15 protein-coding genes are annotated in these 18,792 nt (G+C 43.2%); 6 read left to right on the top strand and 9 right to left on the bottom strand.

Annotated elements, in window-relative coordinates; translation table 11 throughout:
• Window positions 1-39: 39 nt before the first annotated feature.
• The gene (locus ACED42_RS18420) at window positions 40-849 is read left to right on the top strand and encodes a MetQ/NlpA family lipoprotein (protein WP_069591676.1); all 810 of its coding nucleotides are present in this window, start codon (window positions 40-42) and stop codon (window positions 847-849) included.
• 1 nt (window position 850) lies between these two features.
• Here the strand turns inward: ACED42_RS18420 and ACED42_RS18415 are convergent, their stop codons facing one another.
• The 3 genes from ACED42_RS18415 to syd all read right to left on the bottom strand — a co-directional run bounded on the left by ACED42_RS18415 (window position 851) and on the right by syd (window position 3,205).
• A complete protein-coding gene (locus ACED42_RS18415; protein ID WP_371703680.1) occupies window positions 851-1,765 on the bottom strand; it encodes a hypothetical protein in 915 nt (304 codons plus the stop codon).
• 113 nt (window positions 1,766-1,878) lie between these two features.
• A complete protein-coding gene (locus ACED42_RS18410) occupies window positions 1,879-2,655 on the bottom strand; it encodes a Zn-ribbon-containing protein (protein ID WP_012604630.1) in 777 nt (258 codons plus the stop codon).
• Window positions 2,656-2,659: 4 nt separating this feature from the next.
• Window positions 2,660-3,205: a SecY-interacting protein gene (syd, locus tag ACED42_RS18405; protein WP_009847453.1), complete on the bottom strand. Its 546-nt coding sequence runs from the start codon at window positions 3,203-3,205 to the stop codon at window positions 2,660-2,662.
• A gap of 131 nt (window positions 3,206-3,336) precedes the next feature.
• Between syd and queF the strand changes: the two genes are divergently transcribed.
• The 5 genes from queF (at window position 3,337) to xni (ending at window position 10,707) form a co-directional block, all read left to right on the top strand.
• Complete coding sequence (queF, locus tag ACED42_RS18400) at window positions 3,337-4,182, top strand: NADPH-dependent 7-cyano-7-deazaguanine reductase QueF (RefSeq protein ID WP_269335675.1); 846 nt, start codon at window positions 3,337-3,339, stop codon at window positions 4,180-4,182.
• 57 nt (window positions 4,183-4,239) lie between these two features.
• Complete coding sequence (locus tag ACED42_RS18395; RefSeq protein WP_269335677.1) at window positions 4,240-6,498, top strand: lipopolysaccharide assembly protein LapB; 2,259 nt, start codon at window positions 4,240-4,242, stop codon at window positions 6,496-6,498.
• 118 nt (window positions 6,499-6,616) lie between these two features.
• On the top strand, window positions 6,617-8,182 hold the full coding sequence (locus ACED42_RS18390) for a GGDEF domain-containing protein (protein ID WP_012604633.1): 1,566 nt from the start codon (window positions 6,617-6,619) through the stop codon (window positions 8,180-8,182).
• A gap of 242 nt (window positions 8,183-8,424) precedes the next feature.
• On the top strand, window positions 8,425-9,792 hold the full coding sequence (ppnN, locus tag ACED42_RS18385) for a nucleotide 5'-monophosphate nucleosidase PpnN (protein ID WP_009847457.1): 1,368 nt from the start codon (window positions 8,425-8,427) through the stop codon (window positions 9,790-9,792).
• Between the two features lie 141 nt (window positions 9,793-9,933).
• On the top strand, window positions 9,934-10,707 hold the full coding sequence (xni, locus tag ACED42_RS18380; protein ID WP_009847458.1) for a flap endonuclease Xni: 774 nt from the start codon (window positions 9,934-9,936) through the stop codon (window positions 10,705-10,707).
• Window positions 10,708-10,908: 201 nt separating this feature from the next.
• Here xni and ACED42_RS18375 read toward each other — a convergent pair whose 3' ends face one another.
• The 6 genes from ACED42_RS18375 to thiI all read right to left on the bottom strand — a co-directional run bounded on the left by ACED42_RS18375 (window position 10,909) and on the right by thiI (window position 18,507).
• Window positions 10,909-12,939: a TonB-dependent receptor gene (locus tag ACED42_RS18375; RefSeq protein ID WP_371703678.1), complete on the bottom strand. Its 2,031-nt coding sequence runs from the start codon at window positions 12,937-12,939 to the stop codon at window positions 10,909-10,911.
• A 450-nt stretch (window positions 12,940-13,389) separates the two neighbouring features.
• Window positions 13,390-14,481 carry a 23S rRNA (cytidine(2498)-2'-O)-methyltransferase RlmM gene (rlmM, locus tag ACED42_RS18370; RefSeq protein ID WP_371703676.1) on the bottom strand — a complete coding sequence of 364 codons (1,092 nt, stop codon included), beginning with the start codon at window positions 14,479-14,481 and terminating at the stop codon, window positions 13,390-13,392.
• Window positions 14,478-14,876, bottom strand: a complete 399-nt coding sequence (locus tag ACED42_RS18365; RefSeq protein WP_017069500.1) for a DUF423 domain-containing protein — start codon at window positions 14,874-14,876, stop codon at window positions 14,478-14,480. The genes rlmM and ACED42_RS18365 overlap by 4 nt, the downstream gene beginning before the upstream one ends.
• Window positions 14,866-15,489: an alpha/beta fold hydrolase gene (locus ACED42_RS18360; protein ID WP_029223795.1), complete on the bottom strand. Its 624-nt coding sequence runs from the start codon at window positions 15,487-15,489 to the stop codon at window positions 14,866-14,868. Before ACED42_RS18360 ends, ACED42_RS18365 begins: the two co-directional genes overlap by 11 nt.
• A complete protein-coding gene (locus tag ACED42_RS18355; protein ID WP_017063339.1) occupies window positions 15,482-16,390 on the bottom strand; it encodes a transcriptional regulator GcvA in 909 nt (302 codons plus the stop codon). The genes ACED42_RS18360 and ACED42_RS18355 overlap by 8 nt, the downstream gene beginning before the upstream one ends.
• A 668-nt stretch (window positions 16,391-17,058) precedes the next feature.
• Entirely contained in the window at window positions 17,059-18,507 is a 1,449-nt protein-coding gene (gene thiI / locus ACED42_RS18350; protein ID WP_009847462.1) for a tRNA uracil 4-sulfurtransferase ThiI, read from the bottom strand.
• Window positions 18,508-18,792 lie beyond the last annotated feature (285 nt).

Raw genomic sequence — 18,792 nt, 5'->3', positions numbered from 1 at the left:
CTGAACCAAATTAAATAGATTTATTAAAAGGAGATTATTATGAAATTTAACCTTAAAGGTTTACTTACTATTGCAGCAGTAGCTTCAGCGCTAGTACTAGCAGGTTGTGGTGATAAAGAAGTCGATACTTCTAAGATCAAAGTTGGCGTAATGGCAGGTGCAGAAGCACAAGTTGCTGAAGTAGCAGCTAAAGTCGCGAAAGAGCAATACGGCCTGGATGTTGAACTGGTCACTTTTACGGATTATGTAACACCTAACGCAGCGCTAGATGATGGTTCTATCGACATCAATGCATTCCAACACACGCCGTACCTAGATCAGCAAGTTGCTGACCGTGGTTACAAGCTAACGGTCGCAGGTAACACTTTTGTTTACCCTATTGCAGGTTACTCTAAAGAAGTTAAATCGGTAGACGAAATCCAAGATGGTGCTCGTATCGCTGTACCAAACGACCCAACAAACCTAGGTCGTTCTCTACTGCTTCTTGAGCAGCAAGGTTTACTTGAACTTCGTGAAGGTGCAGGTCTTCTAGCTACCGTTCGTGACATCGTTGGTAACCCTAAGAACCTAACGATTGTTGAACTAGACGCAGCTCAACTGCCACGTTCTCTTGATGATGTAACTTTATCTATCATCAACACTACTTACGCGAGCTCTATCAACCTGACTCCACAAAAAGATGGCGTATTCGTTGAAGACAAAGATTCTCCATACGTGAACCTAATCGTTTCTCGTGAAGACAACCTAAATGCAGAAAACGTACAAAACTTCGTTAAAGCATATCAAACTGAAGAAGTGTACAACGCAGCTTCTGACATCTTCCAAGGTGGCGTAGTTAAAGGTTGGTAAATTAAGGCTGATAATTAACGTGTAATACAAAAAAAGCTGATACCTTCTGTATCAGCTTTTTTTTAACATATTCTTCTATCATCGCCTGTAGTATGGGTTTTATTGAAAGAGCTGTTTCTACATGATCAGTATCTTTTATTATGACCTTAGCACCATGCTCTCTGAGAAATGAGGTTTCAGCCTCCGTCAATGCCCCAACTTGCTCATCCGACGCTGCGTAAACATATGTAACATTTCTCATATCGAGACCTTTTAGGGTCTCAGAATAACGATTGTATGCTAACCCTGCAGATAGTTTAGCCATGTTGATATCGGTGTAAAGACCATCCCCCCCCATTCCCGCTTCCTGCGCTGAAAAGTCGACTATAGTATTGTTATCTTCAAACCCCACCATGCGTCCACCTGCAAACTCAGTCCATACTTCACTTGGCATATCTAACCGTCCGACCATCAAGAGATAACCATCAGCAACATTACCTTGAGTTGCTAGCGACTCTTGAACCATAAACGCACCAAATGAAGCACCTACGACATAAACACGCTTGCCGCTATCTTTAAATTTGTTAATGGTTTCCGATAACCACAAAACACTTTGCTTATCCGCTTCTTTAGCGTCCTCGAATGTGATTTCTCTAGTTTCAAAATCACTACCAGGCTTAGTTTGAGTTTGATGGACGTTCAATAGCATATAACGACCCAAATCTAACCAAGAAAACATTTCTCGAAGGAAGTTTCGTTCTAAATCAGGAAAAGCACCACCCTGTGCGTTAATGATAACCACCTCTGAACTCTCGTTACCATACGACTCAAAATTTTCCGAATCCAAATTAATCTGTTCCCACTTTGAAAAAGAACAACCAAAGAGCAAAACCACAGATAACGATAAAAAAATATTGAATATTTTAATTTTGTTCATAAAAATAAGCTCTCAAAGTTTTAGCATTAAAAATTACCCTATAACAATAAACTCATGTTCCATTTAAATGGTTCTAAAGTTCATAGGCCCAACTCATAAAAAATGAACGATGTCTATTTAAGATGATCCCAAGAAATGTTGGATACCAGACGGCAATCATCACACTTGAAATAGAAAATATCGTGGATTGGTGCATCAAGCAGCCATTCACCACCACATTGTGGGCATTTTCGCTCTTTTTCATCTTTCAGGCTGATCCCACCGACACGATATAAGTAGTAGTAAGTTGGAATCTTAGTCAGAAATTCAATGCGCCCTCTTAGACCCCAACCACGTTTAAACAGCACACTCTTAGTATCACTGATCTCGGTTAGCGTTGCATGTTCAGCACGGCAACCACCACCCATTTGCACTTCATCACAGGCTTGCCATTCGGTCTGCCATTTCAGTACGGCTTTATGATCGCCATTAAATGTCGGCGGGTTACGATATAGTGGAATAGGCAACAAGCTGTCGCCACTGCGCAGCGGTGAACAGGTATGCACGAACGTCGTGTACAACACTTGCCAGCTCGGCGTTTCATCTTCGGCTACTTCTTCGGAGTTAAGATCTCGGCCAAGCAGACGCATCTTAGGCGCTAATAAACTCGCCGCAGATAAGCGCTCGAAACAGACTTTGACGAAGTCTGAATGATTACGTGGGTGTAAGCTATCTTGCTCCGGACACACAACGCGAACATAGAATTCACCGTCGCCCATCACGATTGGAAACTCACGACCTAACACTTGTCCGTTATAACGAAGAGCATCCATTAAGCCATTAACCGCCTTATCGACAGCGCTTACCGTTGTGTTATCAAAACACTCAAATTGAAGTTCTAGTACGTACATCTATTTATACCGCTGGTTGTAGCTTTTCTAAAAATTCTGCCAATGTCTCGGCTAGTACATCACGATTTTTGGTGCCTAAGCGCTCTAGGATCACGTTCCCCGTTAGGTTACAGATAGAGATTACATCCAGTTCAGCATCAGTCGCAGCAATGAAAACCGTTGGTTTTAGCTTCAAACGACGCTGAGTCACTAGGTGACCTAAGATGTTTTCTTGTAGGCATTCGAAATCTTCATCACTCCAAATCTGTAACAGAGTCAATTCGTTACCATCAAAAGTCGCGTTCATATCCGCACTAAATTGTGCGCCGTAGAAAGTCTTAACGTCTTCATGCAGAGTCAGCTCAATACCCGTTTCAACATTGGTGAAATCTGCGAATTGCTCACGTGGATAGTGTTTCCACAACACGGCATCACCACTCTTTTCTTCTACGCATGGCGATACAATGTCCACCAACTCCTCATTACGAGGTAAGCTTTGGTGTTGCTGCTGCCACGCGTCAACGTATCGCTGACTGAAAGAAAGTAGTGCGTCTTGAGCGCGTTGAGTCATGAAAATCTCCTAAACACAAAATAATAAATAGAATCCGAGCCCTTTCCGTGCCGATTAAGCGATGACTTAATGACAGGGTAATGGGGATTCAGTAAAATCGACCCCATTCTAATCGAATTTGAAACGAAAGTATGAGCAAATATTCTGACGCAAAAGAGCTAGCGGGTTTAACCCTAGGCCAAAAAACTGAGTACTCTAACCAATACGATGCAAGTTTATTGCAACCAGTACCTCGTAGCCTCAATCGTAATGATCTTGCGCTAAACGGAGAGTTACCTTTTGTCGGTCATGATATTTGGACGATGTACGAGCTTTCGTGGCTAAACACCAATGGCTTACCACAAGTGGCTGTTGGTGAAGTGTTCATTCCGGCAACTAGCCAAAATTTGATTGAGTCAAAATCTTTCAAGCTGTACCTAAACAGCTACAACCAAACTCAGTTTGAAAACTGGGATCAAGTCACTGAGCGTCTAACTCAAGATTTGTCAGCATGTGCAGGCGAATCTGTGATTGTGAATGTAAATTCAGTAACCGATTACACCAACCAACCTATCGTGACGATGGAAGGTGACTGTATCGACAATCAAGACATCCAAATCACGAGCTATGATTTTGAAGCGTCACTGCTTGAAAGGGCTGCTGGCGAGCAAGAAGTAGAAGAAACTCTACATAGTCACTTATTGAAGTCAAACTGCTTAATCACCAATCAACCGGATTGGGGCAGCGTAGAGATCGCATATTCCGGTAAGCAAATTGACCGTGAAGCTCTGCTACGCTATTTAGTTTCTTTCCGCGAGCATAACGAATTCCACGAACAATGTGTTGAGCGTATCTTCACTGACATCATGAAATACTGTGCACCATCGAAGCTAACCGTATTTGCACGTTACACGCGTCGTGGCGGTCTGGATATCAATCCATACCGTTCAACTGAGCAAGATAGACCAAGCCACAATAAGCGTATGGCTCGCCAATAATCGGCGTGAACCGCCCACACTTATTTGAACCTACAAAATCTTTAAAGGGACATTGAAATGCGTTGGTTATACGTTGTTAGTCTATTCATTTTAAGCTTAAGCACATCGGTTAATGCGTCGGTCTATTCGTCGGCGCTCCTCAATGAAGCCAATAACTTGGTTGAGATAGAACCGAGTCAAGCAAAGCGAATGGCCAACAGCTACCTAACGCTACGTATCCTTTCAGATCAACGCGAAAAGAGCCCGTCAGCTATTTCTCGTGAAGAGGCCGACTCTTCGATTAGAACCCCGAACAGCAGTATCGATGCGTATAAGATCTTAGCGAAAGCAGAGTTTAATCTAGGCAACATTCGTATTGCGATTCAGCACATCGACAAAGCCTCTGAGCTAGCAAAAACCTATAAGCTTGAGTATCTAAAGTTAGATCTGGAAATACTTAAAGTTAGGTTACTTTGGCTTACGGACAGAAAATCTGCCCAAGCAGAATCAGAGCTAAAAAAAATAGAAACAAGCTTAGAGTCGGTTAATAAGGCCTTACGCCTGACGGAAGGGATTACCTATCGCTTAATCATGTTGAAAGCCGACATTTCCTCTTATAACAACAACGTAGGGGAAGCAGAAAAGCTCTATCAAGAAGCAAAAACTTACCTAGAACAGCGTCACTCGGAAAAAGTCGTCATTGATTATCACATCACCGTCGGCGAGTTTTATCTTACCCATAAAGAGTACAACCATGCACTATCTGAGTTATTGTACGGCTACTGGAAATCAGTAGAAGGTAACCTGAGTTCGCGCCTGGCTAAAGTAAACCGCCTACTGGCACAGCTTTTCTTTGAACGTCAAGTATTAGATAAAGCTCTAGAGCACCTGTCTCAAGCTGCTGACTTTTATGATAATTTTGAAAGCTCTCCCATATTAGCGCAAGTACTAAAAAAGATGGGTGATGTGTACTTCAATCAAGGCAAATATAACCTTGCCCTCGTGCACTTTTTCAATGTCCTTGATCATGAGAGTACAGACCGAGACATCTACCAAGTCATTGACATTCGTCTAAGTTTATCTGCGACTTACTTACGACTTTATAACTACCCTCTAGCCGAGCAATACCTAGCACGAGCTCTTGAACTGCTGGAGTATTCCGACATTCCTAAATTGGAAGGCCGCGCTGCACTCTTATCCGCAGGTTTGGCATACCACCTACAAGAAAGCGAAGATGTAATTAAGCATGCGACACGTGCGCTCAAGATTTCGCGTCAGGTAGAAAACATGCGCCTGTCGCAACACTCCTACCACTTGCTCTCTTTAGGTTATGAGCAAGCAGGGCGTCCACAACAAGCGCTAGCAAATCTCAAACAATACAATATCCTTGTCTCTTTGGAACAACAAAAACTCAACCGTGTTGGTGAAGACGCATTCCGCCAACAAAAAGAGTTTGCCGAGCAAACGCTCCACTATGCAGGTCAAGAACAAGAATTAGAGAAATACAAACTTGAGCACCATAAGTTCCAGAAAATATCGTTCGCCTTATTTTTGTTCAGCATTGTCTTGTTCTTCTTTGTGCTACGCCGAGGCTACATCATTCAAACCTTAGTCACGGAAATGGATTCACTGCGTACCGACCTATTTACACACTCACGCTCAAAGCTTCCAAATCTAAGAATGCTGAACGCGAAGCTATCAAATTCTCTAGAACAAACCAGCCAAAACTTCGAACAATGGCAACTTGGTGAGTTGATTCATGAACCACTCAACGACCGTTTACGCTTTGTGATGATAGATTTACCGTTCCTACGCAATATGTACACTCAGAACGGTTATAAAGCAGGTTTAGAGCTCGAAGATGCTTTCGGCGAGTTCCTTAAATCTAAGCTTGAAGGTCCTGCGCGCGTCTACCACTTCTCGGATGCGAACTTGCTTTACATCGAACCAAATGCTGACCGTGATACATCGCCTGAGGCTATGTTCAGAAAGATTCAATCTTGGATTAATCACTTCGAACCAGAGCGAAACATTAATCGAACCGTCCGCATGGGCATCGCTGACTACCCGTTCTTACCACGCGCTTATACCGCGATTAACGACCAAGAACTCCTCGATGTACTATTAATGTCGACCAACCTGGCACGTGAAATCAGCCTCAAAGAACGCAGTAGCCAATGGGTTTACCTTAAAGCCATCGACAATGCCCCCGCAGCGAGCCTTGCAACGGGTAACATAAGAGAGGCTTGTAAACATGCGATTAATCAAGGGTTAATAAAGATACAATCCTCACACCAGAATGAGGACAATATCAAAAAAATGCTAAAAGATGACTGATTTGCGAGCGGTTAAACGTCGTAGATCGTGACCTTATTTTTAGTTTTGTTATTATCAAGGTCACGGAATTTCATCTATACGATCGAGTACGATCTACGCGGCGCTAATTAATACATCTATGGGCATTCTTGAAAAAGACATTCAGGCGCAACTCCACCAGCTGAAATATCAGTTGGATCAAGTCCGCTTGACGCAAAGAGATACCTCGTTCAAATTTATTCGAGAACAAAAAGTTCTCAAGCGTATCGTTACGTCTTTAAGTGATGCATGTGTTGGCAGCAACACTCATTTAGATGAAAATCTCATTGCCCTTAGGGAAGAGCTCGAAAAGCAAAAAGACATTAGCTCAATGATCCCCAAGTTGGCAGTATTAGAAAGGATGCTCAAGCAAAAAACGTTGGCTATGGATAAACAGAACGGATATCTGGATGATAGTATTAAGCACAGTGGGGAAACGCTGCAGCGTATAACTGGCCTTCCGGCACAGCTAAAGCGCGATCTAAGAAACTTACTTAGCTTCTCCGAGTGTCATGGCAGTCAAAAAGTCGACCATGCCATGAAGCTTCTCAGCATTTATGAGCGTGCCATTAAGATTATGGCAAACAACTCACGCACTCATTTTGCCGACGTAGATCAATCAACTGAACAAGAACTCCTTTCCGAACTATCAAACGAATTACAACACCTGATCACTGAACTCGACTTCGAGGGTGAATCGGGGGATCTACTGACCGATATTCGAGCGAAGCTACTACTTGGTGTTTCAACACAAAACCTACTTGAGCTAGCACTTCAGATCCTCAAACTGGTGATTGATGGCACGAGCCTAGAGCGTAAGCAGTCTGAACAATTTATCGAACAACTCAATTCCTCGCTCGCTTCTAGTATCAAAACAGCAGATCAAAACTCCGACCAGAGCCAAAGCTATTTTGAACATCGCCAAGGTCTTAATTCTGAGTTGAATGAACTTGTTACTAAGAGCCAAAGCTCTGTTGATAAAGCAACGGATATTGATAACTTAAAACTTTCGATAAACCCGCTGCTCAGTGAAATTGCCTCTCTTTCAGAAAGACTGAATCACGCAGAACAGAAAGAACAAGCTCTAATAGAAAGAATGAGCTACGGAAAAAACCAATTAGATTCGCTCTATGAAGTCACCCAAGATTACCGCAAGCGTCTAGAAGATCAGGCTCAGCGTATGCTGCTTGACCCTCTGACTAAGATCTACAACCGTACCGCCTTCACCGATCGTTTAGAGTTAGAATATCGTCGCTGGATTCGCGCACAACACTCACTAAGAGTCGTGCTGCTAGATATCGATAACTTCAAAGCAATTAACGATAGCTTTGGCTATACTGCTGGTGACAAAGCACTCAAGATCATCGCAAGAGCCATCACCAAAGAAATTGGTACTACCGATACTGTCGCTCGCTTTTCTGGTGAAGAGTTCATCTTGCTACTCCCCGAGCAAAGCGATGAATATTGCCATCAAGTGACTCAAAGCATCCAGAATCAAGTCAGCCGCTTACCTTTCAAATTCCGTGACCAACAAATCACAATTACCTTGTGCGCAGCAAGTACTCCGTTTAAAGAGTCAGACACACCTGAAGAAGTATTAGAACGACTCAATAAAACACTTAACAAAGCCAAACAGCGCGGTAACAACCAACTTGTTTGGGACTAAGACTGCCCTAGATTTAATTTATTTCATTTTTTCAAATACTTATCACATACCATATCCCTCAATGTTTGCTAAGCTAATGATTAACATTCGCTTAACAAGCATTCTTGGCAAGCAACGCTGTCGTAATCGTTTCGTCTGGTTAATTCTCTCGCCTTTAACCAAACACTTTCAACGTTAGCTTCTCATCTCGAACTAAAGGGCCACTTCCAACCTCCCCTAGTTCTTTTCAACAAGGAGGCACTATGATCACTCATATCAGCCCTGCCGGTAGCATGGATTTACTCTCTCAACTTGAAGTTGAGCGTCTTAAGAAAACCGCATCTAGTGATCTGTACCAGCTTTATCGTAACTGTACGTTAGCGGTGCTCAACTCGGGTAGCCACACCGACAACTCCAAAGAGCTGCTCGATAAATATCAATCGTTTGATGTTGAGGTCGTCCGTCGTGAGCGCGGGATCAAGCTTGAACTGAGCAACCCACCAGAGCATGCCTTTGTCGATGGTGAAATCATCAAGGGTATCCAAGAACACTTATTCTCAGTGTTGCGCGACATTGTCTACGTCAACATGCACCTTGCAGATAACCAAAGACTCAACCTGACCAATGCCACTCATATTACCAACCTTGTATTTGGCATTTTGAGAAATGCAGGCGCACTTACGCCAGGTATCGAACCTAACCTGATCGTGTGTTGGGGTGGTCATTCAATTAATGCCACTGAATACCAGTACACTCGCGAAGTGGGTAATGAACTTGGCCTGCGTGAGCTGAATATCTGTACCGGTTGTGGACCGGGGGCAATGGAAGGGCCAATGAAAGGGGCTGCCATTGGTCACGCTAAACAGCGCTATACAGACCACCGTTACTTAGGGCTAACTGAACCATCAATCATTGCGGCTGAGCCACCAAACCCAATAGTGAACGAACTGGTGATCATGCCAGATATCGAGAAGCGTCTTGAGGCATTCGTTCGTATGGCGCATGGCATCATTATTTTCCCCGGTGGTCCTGGTACGGCTGAAGAGCTGCTGTATATCTTAGGGATCATGATGCACCCAAATAACGTCGACCAACCAATGCCAATTGTTTTAACGGGCTCAAAAGAGAGTGAAGCTTACTTCCGTTCGATTGATAAGTTCATCGGCGAAACCTTAGGGCCTGATGCGCAGAAACACTATGAGATCGTGATTGATGACCCAGCACGCGCTGCGAAAATCATGAAGCAGGCAATGCCAGATGTACGCTCTCACCGTAAAGAGACTGGCGATGCCTACAGCTACAACTGGTCACTGCATATTGAACCTGAGTTCCAACTGCCATTCGACCCTACACATGAATCTATGGCGGCGCTTGATCTGCATATGGATCAGAAAACAGAAAGCCTTGCGGCGAATCTACGTAAAGCCTTCTCTGGAATTGTGGCAGGTAACGTCAAAGCTGAAGGTATTTTGGAGATAGAGAAACATGGCCCCTTCCTGATTGATGGCGACAAAGAGCTGATGACAAAAATGGACCAGCTGCTGAATGACTTTGTTGAACAGCATCGAATGAAACTGCCGGGCGGCACTGACTATGTTCCTTGCTATAAAATTATGCCTAGCAGCGAATAACGGCAAGTAACTGATAACAAGCCACAAGTATAAAGTTAAACAAGTCATGACGTTTACGTCACCAAAGTTTCAACTCACCAAGTGATACGTTACTATAAGGGGCTAGCAGCCCCTTATTTATTGCCTATTTAGTGGAAACTTATGTCTATCCATCTTGTTATTATCGATGCCTTGAACCTCATCCGACGCGTGCACTCTGTTCAGCCGGACCCAACCGATATTGCAAGAACCATCACCACGACTGCTCGTACTCTTAATCGCATCCTAAACGAATCAAAGCCCACTCATATCATTGCAGTATTTGATCATCATTTACAAGATCGAGGTTGGCGCGCGGAAGTCCTTCCCGCTTATAAGCAAAACCGTAAGCCGATGCCAGAACCATTAATGAAAGGTCTCGATGCGATTCAACAAGCTTGGTGGGAATTAGGGATTGATTCACTGCTGTCTGATGGCGATGAAGCGGATGATCTCGTCGCAACATTGGCAAAGAAAGTCGCTGACCACGGAGAAACCGTCACTATCATTTCCACGGATAAGGGCTACTGCCAACTGTTGTCACCAACGCTTCAGATCCGTGATTATTTCCAGCACCGTTGGTTAGATAAGCCCTTTATCGAAGCGGAATTTGGTGTAAAGCCAGAGCAACTGGCAGATTACTGGGGATTAACGGGCGTCAGCTCAAGCCAAGTCCCCGGAATTCCTGGTATAGGGCCAAAAGCAGCCAAAGAGATATTAACGACATACCCTGATATCGAAACAGCATTCCTAGCTGAAGACTTACCGAAAAAGTATCGTAAGAAATTCGATGAGCATATCGAGTCGGCTCGCGTATGTAAGCTCGTTTCTGCACTCAAAACAGACATCGATTTAGGTTTTAATCTGCAAGATATTCGCTACGAAGCTGTGTCTTAATCTGACGTCACAAATTCAGTCATTAAAGCTAACCGTTAGAAATAAATCCGCTTATAAATCAACAAATTAGAAATTCAATCATTAGAAAGCAGAAAAGCCTTAGTCTGAACTAAGGCTTTTTTGTTGTTTCATTTTAAGACGAAACATTGCACTTATACTGATAAGTCTCTATTTCTAGAGTAACTTTCAGCTAAGAGCAGATTAGAAGCTATAAGCGATAGAAGCTTTAAAGTTACGACCCGCTTCATAGCTGGTGTACTTTTCTGAACCCCAAGAGATACCAAAACCAGTATGCTCAGCGTACTTCTTATCAAGCAGGTTATCGATACCAAGGTTCATCTCTAGGTCTTTAGCAAACGTCGGTGTGTAAGCCGCCCAAATGTTGTGCGTTGCGAAGCCTGAGCGTTTGATCTCTTTGCCTTTTTCGTTCTCGTAATCGTTTCCCGGAACAAAGCGTGAATCCCAACCAAACACAAATTCATTGTTTAGGCTGTAGTTAAAACCGGCCTTAAAGTTATGAATACCGGTTTTATTCATGTGGCTTGTCTTGCCATTTTTCAGGCTCTTTTGCTCGCCATCAGAGTAAGAGTGGTTAGCGTAAACACTTAACGCGTCTAACTGATAGCTCAATACAGTCTCTACACCCCAAACTTCAACATCATACTTATTCGATAATGTTGCGTTGTTCTTAGTTGGGTGCATTTGGTTATCAAGGTCATAAGTATAAGCCGTGAAACCTAGAATCGCGTAATCAGCCGCAAGCAAACGTGTTAGCTCGTAATCAAAACCAGCTTCGTAGTTATTACCCGTCATCGCCTTAGTATCAGACTGCTTAACTTTGCTTGGTGCTTTCATCGTCAGCGTTTCTGGTAGTGACGCACCTTTAAACAGACGACCGTAACCCACACGAAGTTTTAGGTTTTCCGTTGTTTGGTATTCACCTTTGAACTTTGGAGATAGCTGATCAAACTCGCCCTTATACACGCCACCCAGTTTATGAACGTCGTAACGAAGACCTGTTGTCAGACGGAAATCGCTGAATTCGTACATATCTTGTAGATACAGACCGTAAGCCGTCACCGTACCACCATCCATGCTGTAGTTCTCGGTTTGACCTTGCTTAGTACCGCTTAGATATACGCCTTGACCAGCATCAATCCATTGCTTGGCTTTGTAGCCCTCAAGACCATAAGTAAGCTCATGCTCACCAACCCAAGAAACGTTACGAATGTCACCACCAATGGTTGTTATATTGTATTCACGCTTAGGGTAAGACATTTTGCCATCTTTGAACCATTTACCTGCCGGTGTTTTGCCCCAAGCGGTACCTTCAAGAGCATCACGATCCATGTATTGACGGTTGTAGTAAACATTACTTTTCAGATGAACTAGATCACTACCTGCATCGTATTCGTGCTGTAGCGTCACTGTATCGCGATTAAGCGAATGATAGTCGTGTTTATCGTCAGCATACAGAGCACCCGCCTTTTCGCCAGAAAGCTGACGCGTACCACCATCACTGTATCGGTTGAAAGTCAGTTTAAATTCATTGGCATCATTAGGAATGAAAACAACTTTAGCCAAACCCGACTTAAGCTCACCCTGCTTAGAGGTTACCGCTTCTTGATCAGGAATGTGCAGATCGCCATCTTCTGAATAGTTCGCAATACCCATGAACTCTAGCTTGTCGTTCACTTTTGCATACACAGCAACGTTGGTTGCAAAACGCTCATAAGCTGTTTGATAGCTTGTTTTTACTCGAGCACCAACGCTTTCACCCGGCTTAAGAAGATCGCTTGGGTCTTTCGTTTCGTAGCTAAATGAACCATTGATAGCACCAGAACCTGACAGTGCAGAGTTACCACCTAATTCAATTTCAGCTCTTTTTAGCATTGCAGGATCAATCGCTTGGTCACCAGAGTGGTGGAAAAGCTGACCTTCTTGTCGCGCACCATCAATAGTCACTACGGCAAATTTGTCTTCCATACCACGTACAAATACTTTGCGAGAGTAACGTGCGTTCCCGTCAACCGTAACGCTAGGCATAGTATTCAAAACATCTTTGATGTCTGATGCTTGCTTCTTTTCCAGTGTGTCAGAGTTGATTTCAGTCTGAATCAATTGGTCAAGGGCAGAACCGATAACGACTACGGTTTCTGGTTCGTCGGCAGCAAATGCTGTAAATGAGGTTAAGGCAACCGTAACGGCTACTGATAGTGCTTTAAGTTTCATAATGCGACTTATATTTTATAGATTTAAGTGAAAGTGCACGAATGGTACACGACACTAATTACAATGTTAATAGTAATAGTTATCATTTACATTCTTTACTTACATTTACTTACTTATAATAAAATACAATTTGATTAGGATGTTCTTGCTGTAATTTACTGCTGAATTTTAAATAAACCCTTCTTCGTTTCATCGCTGAACTAGGTAGCCGTAAGTATCGATAGCTTACGGCTTTTTTGTCTCATATCGACACTAATAGTCGACAATTCGACGACTATCAACCAAGTTGAATTAGTCATATTTACACTTAAATATGACTAAAAAACGCACATAGACCAACCTTTCTAAACTATCAGTACGAAGCGATAATCAAGCTCATAAACAAACTTAAGATATAAAAAATGCCCCTAAAGGAGCATTTTATTTATCACTGACACACTAACGTAAATATTAGTACGGTGAGATATTCGAAAGCGACTGAATATGAACCGTGATCTCTTCGCGATCGTGGTAAAGGTGCTTCGCCTGCATCTTGAACTTCACTTTGTTATCAATCAGGAACTGTTTTAGGTTTTCGATATCCTGCAGAACTTCATCGTAACGGCCTTTCATTGGCAGTTTAAGGTTGAACAGTGCTTCTTTCGCCCAGCCTTTGATGATCCACTCCCCCATTAAATGAGCAACACGAGCCGGCTTCTCAACCATGTCACAGATAATCCAAGTGACGTTCTTACGGTCAGGTTCGAATTTAAAACCATCCACCATGTGGTGCTTAATTTGACCCGTTTCCATTAGGCTGTCTGCCATCATGCCGTTATCAACACAGTGAACAAACATAGAGCGCTTAACCAATTGGTAAGTCCAACCACCTGGACACGCGCCTAAATCTACGCCCCACATACCCGGAGCCAGACGTTCGTCCCACTCATCACGAGGGATGAATACGTGGAATGCTTCTTCTAGCTTCAATGTAGAACGGCTTGGCGCATCTGATGGGAATTTCAAACGAGGAATACCCATGAAGAACTGTGAGTTGTTAGTTGGGTAAGAGTAACCAACAAAACAGTGACCCGGCGCGATAAAGCATAAATGAAGCACTGGCTTCTTAGCGTTGTCTTTCGCTGCCATCAGCCCTTTACCGCGCATTGCCTGACGCATTGGCACAGTAAACTTACGGCAGAACTTCAAAAGCTCTTTCGCTTCATTAGTGTCTGGTGTTTCAATACGGATATCGCCACAACGTGGGAAACCTTCTTTCTCAGAAAGCGCCTCAAGAATTGGAGAAATACGATCATCAGTCGGCAGATCTTTGATTTCAACCGCTACCGCGATCATTTGACGAGCAAAGATCAACGATTGGAAGTCGATCTCTTTTACCAGTTTATCGGCTTCGCCTGCTTGATAACATTCAAACAATACAAAGCCTGTATTGTTCTTTAAGCGAGGAAAACCAAACACTTCCAGTTGTGTTGCCTTGTCTTGAATTTCGCCAGCACATTCTTTTTCAAAACCAGAGCGACAATAAAGTAGTACGTGTTTCACTGAGTTACCTCTTTTATATTCAAAGCAGCGAAGGAGAAGACTCCCCAACCAATGATAAATAGTAGACCACCAAACGGTGTTATAGGGCCAAACCATTTTATTCCTGTCAGTGCTAAGCCATAAAGGCTGCCACTAAAACAAAGGATGCCGATGATAAAGCAAATTGCCGCAATGAAAAAATATTTTTGTGATTTAGCACCAAGTTTCATCTGTAGCAGAGCACCACACGCCAATATTGCTAGTGTATGGATAAACTGGTACTGAACACCTGTCTCAAACACGCCTAGCAGATACTCTGGCAAGACAGCTTTTAACCCGTGAGCGGCGAAGGCACCTAGCATTACGGCTATTGCGCCAGAGATACCTGCAAAAGTGAGTAAATACTTACTTCTCATTAAGCACCTCTTTGATAAACGCCGATAGTTTCTCAACGGTTAACGCTATGTTCTGCTGTTCGGTGTAGCCAGAGCTCTTACGAGGCTTAAAGCTGTGATCGCCATCAGGAATAAACTCAACACGAATCGAATCCGACAGGTCGAAATCAGCAAACTCTTCTCGCTTACCAAAGGTATCACGTTCACCTTGTAGAATAAGACACGGCTTTGCTAACTCAGCCAAGTGCTCACCTTTGTATTTCTCTGGTTTGCCTGGTGGATGGAAAGGAAAGCCTAAACAGGCCATTGCAGCCACCTTATCCACTTCAGACAAATGACTCGCCATACGTCCTCCCATCGACTTACCGCCAATCACAAGCTTATCGGCATCTACCTGTCCGATAATCTCTTGGTAAGCTTCGAGCAGTTTAGGGGCTCGATCAGGTGGACGACGCTTACCATCTTCAGCACGCTTGATCATGTAAGGGAAATTAAAACGAATCACTCGTATCCCTTTAAACGCCAGCCCTTTTGCTACCGACTGCATGAATTCATGATCCATGCCTGCGCCAGCACCATGTGCAAAGATAAAAGTTATTGGGTTGTCTTCACCATCAATGATGAGGTTATTCATCAAGTAAGTCCTCTTGTTCACTTTGCGCTTTCGCCAACATCCAATCACGGAAAGTCGCAATACGCCCCATGTCAGCTTGTTTCTCATGACACACCACATAGAAGGCGTTCTTACTTACCAACACTTCATCAAAAGGTGCAATCAAACGACCTGCTTCGATTTCAGGTTGCGCCAACACATTATTACCCAAAGCAATACCTTGCCCGTGAGCGGCCGCCTGCAACACCATGGTTGAGTGACTGAAGATAGGACCATGGTTAACGTTAACCCCATCGATGCCATTTTGCTTGGCAAACTGTTTCCAATCCTTTCGAGATGTATCATGTAATAGCGTATGGCATGCCAAATCACTGAGAGATTCTAAAGGTTTAGCTCCTAGCAGCACGGAAGGTGAGCAAAGAGGGATCAAATATTCTTGGTAAAGCTTATCGGCTCTGAGCCCCGACCAGTTCCCTCGGCCATAGTAAATAGCCACGTCTACATCATCGGTCAGCGAGCCTTCATCCATATCAACGGCTTTGATTCTTACATCAATATCAGGTTCTTGCTGATTAAAGTCAGCGAGTCTTGGTACCAACCATTGAATAGCAAAACTCGGCGGCAAACTGATGGTCAATGCGCCCTTCTCACTTCGCTCAAGAACTTTATCTGTCGCTTCTGCCAGTGATGTAAAAATATCTTTGATATCCAAGAAGTAGCTTTGGCCTTCTTCCGTCAGCAACAAAGAGCGGTTTCTTCGACGAAACAGCTTCAAAGATAAGAATTCTTCAAGCGCTTTAATCTGATGACTGACCGCGGCTTGAGTAACAAACAACTCTTCTGCGGCACGCGTAAAACTCAAGTGTCGAGCAGCAGCTTCAAACACTCTTAGCGAGTTTAATGGGGGTAATCGACGAGACATAGTTACTCTCTAAATAAGCATTAGTTTTTTTTATCTGAAACATTATAATTTGTCCATTGCCTAGCGGCCAGAGAAATTCTATATTTCATCCCGCAGCAGCTAGCCTGAACGGCTTGATTCTCTCTAGAATCAATTGGTTTAGCTCCTGCGATGTTGTGTTTGCAAACTCGTTCTTTTCGAGTTGGGTAGAGTTCTACCAAATGTTTTGTTGCAGTTCCATACTGAAACGAGGCATGTACTTCCTGTATTTATTTTGACCTGTCTGTCAAATTTGTTTACACCGCCTTATGGGCGGTGTTTTTTTATGTGCAAAGAAAAGTAACAATAAGTTTATCAATAGCTGTGCTAATTAATCTTTATTATTTTTCATCGCTAATCACAGAATCAGACACCCACTCAAATAAACAACTGAACACATACAAATAGCACCATTGAGTTGCACTAAAAAGTAACAGAATACTTCAAGATACTCACACTTCTTCAGTACTTATAGACCCGTTTAGAGCTCACCAGTTCTATCAATCAAAAATTTCAAAGCTGAGCATGACGATAGCACGTCCAAACGCATGCCTCTTTCTACTGTCAATCCTTCATCATAGACAATAAAAAAGCCGCTTACTTTTCAGTATGCGGCTTTGCAAAATTATTAACGGTTGGTCAACACACCACTATGGGCGGTAAACCTTAACGTTGTGGAAGCCTTGTTCTTGCAAGTAAAGCGCTTGCAGACGGCTCATGACACCACGGTCACAGTACAACAAGTACTCTTTCGATTGGTCTAGGTCACCAAACTGAGTTGAAAGCTTGAAGAACGGGATGTGTTTGATTTCAACACCATCGATCTCTAGCGGGCTTTCATCTTCTTCGTCTGGGCTACGGATATCAAGAACGACAGCGTGCTCAGCAACGGCTTGAACTTGCTCCACTTCTGGTGCCTGTTCTTGGCTCTCTTTCTCGATATCACGGATATCCATAATACGAGCATTCTCGATCACTTGCTCTAGCACTTCGAAGTTAAACTTAGCTTCTTCCGCTTCTAGTTTGCCTTTCTTCGCTTTCACGGTTGGCTTCTTAGAGATAACACCACAATACTCAGGCATTACTTTAGCGAAGTCTTCAGTACCAATCTTGCGAGACAGGTCGATGATATCTTCTTTGTCCCAGTTGATCAGTGGACGAAGGATCAAAGTGTCCGTCACGTTGTCGATATGACGCAGGTTAGTTAGCGTTTGGCTAGAAACCTGACCAAGAGCTTCACCCGTTACTAGTGCTTCGATACCGAAACGCTCTGCAACCATACCACCAGCACGCATGAACATACGCTTAAGAACAACGCCCATTTGGCCGTCTTCAACGTTCTCAAGGATTTCTGCAACTACAGGTTCAAAATCAATAGAGATGAACTTCACCTTTGCAGATGAACCGTATTTATCCCATAGATAGTGAGAAACTTGCTTAACACCAATCTCGTGAGCAGGGCCACCAAGATTGAAGAAGCAGTAATGCACTTTAGAACCACGTTTGATGTGTAAGTAGCTTGAAACACCAGAATCAAAGCCACCAGAGATCAAGCTAAGCAGATCTTCTTGAGTACCAAGAGGGAAACCACCTAGGCCTTTATGACGTTCAATAACTTGGTTTAGCTTATCGTTCTCGACTTCAACTTTAACGGTAATATCTGGATTTTTCAGTTTTACTTTTGCTGATTCAACCGCTTGGTTTAGACCGCCGCCTACGTAGCGTTCTAGCTCGATAGAAGTAAAGTCATGCTTACCACGACGCTTAGCACGTACAGAGAAAGTCTTACCTTCAATAAGAGCACCGCTACGCTCAAGAACTTGCTCGTAAATATTGTGCAGGTCTTTAAATTCTGATTGCTGAACTTCAAGGGAGTGATGAATACCCGGAGTTTGCGTCAATACTTCAAGTGTTTCTTTAAAGTATTTGTCGCTCTCAGACGTCACTTCGATATGGTCACGGCGGTTGAAGACAGCCACAGACTCAGTACGACGCTGAAGAATAGTACGAATATTACGTTCTAGAATCTTTGTGAAGCGCTTACGCACCGATTCACTTTTTACAAAAATTTCCGGGTGGGGCTTAACAATAAATTTCATAGTACTTTCACGCCAATAAGGTTCACAATTTTAATAGGTTCATCACCACGTAAAAGGTCATTTCACATAGTTATTGAAGCAATAATAGATCAATATTAAATCTAAGGGCGCGAATTATACATGAGAAAATCAAACAAGGAAAAGAGTGCGTGCTTTGATGCCATTAATAAACTCACCTTAGTGACAAACTATCGTCTCGATTTCATCCAAGCTCATTTATCCATATCTTCTCTTCTCTTCTCTTCTCTTCTCTTCTCTTCTCTTCTCTTCTCTTCTCTTCTCTTC

This window comes from Vibrio sp. FF145, from assembly GCF_041439075.1.
Classification (GTDB): Bacteria; Pseudomonadota; Gammaproteobacteria; order Enterobacterales; family Vibrionaceae; genus Vibrio; species Vibrio tasmaniensis_A.
The sequence above is the reverse complement of the archived record's forward strand: the minus strand, read 5'-3'. Positions and strand labels throughout refer to the sequence as shown.